Origin of the sequence: Rhodococcus wratislaviensis, assembly GCF_041228765.1 — a bacterium.
Classification (GTDB): Bacteria; Actinomycetota; Actinomycetes; order Mycobacteriales; family Mycobacteriaceae; genus Rhodococcus_F; species Rhodococcus_F wratislaviensis.
The window spans coordinates 1-2,500 of sequence record NZ_CP150488.1; the positions used below are offsets into that span (position 1 = coordinate 1).

Annotated in this window: 2 rRNA genes (1 of these 2 cut by a window edge); both read right to left on the bottom strand. The window is 56.1% G+C overall.

Annotated elements, in window-relative coordinates:
• Positions 1–20: 20 nt before the first annotated feature.
• Positions 21–137 (bottom strand): 5S ribosomal RNA (gene rrf / locus WKC72_RS00005).
• 131 nt (positions 138–268) lie between these two features.
• Positions 269–2,500: ribosomal RNA gene (locus tag WKC72_RS00010) — 23S ribosomal RNA — on the bottom strand (it continues 903 nt past the right edge of the window).

Below are 2,500 nucleotides of genomic sequence, written 5' to 3' on the forward strand. Positions count from 1 at the left end.
GGGGGCTTTCGGTAACGGATGTTCGGCGGTGTCCTACTCTCCCACACCCTGTCGGGTGCAGTACCATCGGCGCTGGAGGGCTTAGCTTCCGGGTTCGGAATGGGACCGGGCGTTTCCCCTCCGCTATGGCCGCCGTAACTCTATGAAACTGTCACACGGAACATCAGCGAAGACACACAACAACCGGTGTTGTTGGTGGTGTTCTTCTTCTTCTGTTCTGAAACGTGTGTGTTGTTTCAGATACTGCACAGTGGACGCGTAGCTTCTTTGTGGTAAGTCCTCGGCCTATTAGTACCAGTCACCTGCATCCGTTACCGGACTTCCAGTTCTGGCCTATCAACCCGGTGGTCTGCCGGGGGCCTTACCCCCTCGAGGGGGTGAGAAACCTCATCTTGGAACAGGCTTCCCGCTTAGATGCTTTCAGCGGTTATCCCTTCCGAACGTAGCTAACCAGCGGTGCTCCTGGTGGAACAACTGGCACACCAGAGGTTCGTCCGTCCCGGTCCTCTCGTACTAGGGACAGCCTTCCTCAAGTTTCTAACGCGCGCGGCGGATAGAGACCGAACTGTCTCACGACGTTCTAAACCCAGCTCGCGTGCCGCTTTAATGGGCGAACAGCCCAACCCTTGGGACCTACTCCAGCCCCAGGATGCGACGAGCCGACATCGAGGTGCCAAACCATCCCGTCGATATGGACTCTTGGGGAAGATCAGCCTGTTATCCCCGGGGTACCTTTTATCCGTTGAGCGACACCGCTTCCACTTGCCGGTGCCGGATCACTAGTCCCGACTTTCGTCCCTGCTCGACCTGTCAGTCTCACAGTCAAGCTCCCTTGTGCACTTGCACTCGACACCTGATTGCCAACCAGGCTGAGGGAACCTTTGGGCGCCTCCGTTACATTTTGGGAGGCAACCGCCCCAGTTAAACTACCCACCAGGCACTGTCCCTGAACCAGATCATGGTCCGAGGTTAGAGGTCCAATACGATCAGAGTGGTATTTCAACAACGACTCCACACTCACTGGCGTGAGCGCTTCACAGTCTCCCACCTATCCTACACAAACCGAACCGAACACCAATACCAAGCTGTAGTGAAGGTCCCGGGGTCTTTTCGTCCTGCCGCGCGTAACGAGCATCTTTACTCGTAATGCAATTTCGCCGAGTCTATGGTTGAGACAGCTGAGAAGTCGTTACGCCATTCGTGCAGGTCGGAACTTACCCGACAAGGAATTTCGCTACCTTAGGATGGTTATAGTTACCACCGCCGTTTACTGGGGCTTAAATTCTCAGCTTCGCCACCGAAGTGGCTAACCGGTCCTCTTAACCTTCCAGCACCGGGCAGGCGTCAGTCCGTATACATCGTCTTACGACTTCGCACGGACCTGTGTTTTTAGTAAACAGTCGCTTCTCACTGGTCTCTGCGGCCCCACCCAGCTCACACTGCAAGAGTGATCACCGGACGAGGCCCCCCTTCTCCCGAAGTTACGGGGGCATTTTGCCGAGTTCCTTAACCATAGTTATCTCGATCGCCTTAGTATTCTCTACCTGACCACCTGTGTCGGTTTGGGGTACGGGCCGTGTGAAAGCTCGCTAGAGGCTTTTCTCGGCAGCATAGGATCACTGAATTCGCCTCATTCGGCTATGCGTCACCTCTCAGGCTTAATGAATGGCGGATTTGCCTACCATTCGCCCTACAGGCTTACACCAGTATTACCACTGACTGGCTCAGCTACCTTCCTGCGTCACCCCATCGCTTGGCTACTACCAGATCAGGTCCCATGCATCCACATCCAGGGCCCCCGAAGGGGCGTAAGGACGCTTCAGGATGGTTAGTATCACTGATTCACCAGGGGCGCGTTCACACGGGTACGGGAATATCAACCCGTTGTCCATCGGCTACGCCTGTCGGCCTCGTCTTAGGTCCCGACTCACCCTGGGCGGATTAACCTGGCCCAGGAACCCTTGGTCATTCGGCGGACGAGTTTCTCACTCGTCTTTCGCTACTCATGCCTGCATTCTCACTCGTGTGGCCTCCACGGCTGGGTCACCCCGCCGCTTCCATGGCCACACGACGCTCCCCTACCCATCCACACCACTGCCCAAGACTCCGCAGAATCAAGGGGGTGCATTGTGTGAATGCCGCAGCTTCGGTGGTGTACTTGAGCCCCGCTACATTGTCGGCGCAGGATCACTTGACCAGTGAGCTATTACGCACTCTTTCAAGGGTGGCTGCTTCTAAGCCAACCTCCTGGTTGTCTTCGCGACCCCACATCCTTTTCCACTTAGTACACGCTTAGGGACCTTAGCTGGCGATCTGGGCTGTTTCCCTCTCGACTACGAACCTTATCGCCCGCAGTCTCACTGCCGCGCTCTCACTCACCGGCATTCGGAGTTTGGCTGATTTCGGTAAGCTTGTGGGCCCCCTAGACCATCCAGTAGCTCTACCTCCGGTGAGAAACACGCGACGCTGCACCTAAATGCATTTCGGGGAGAACCAGCTA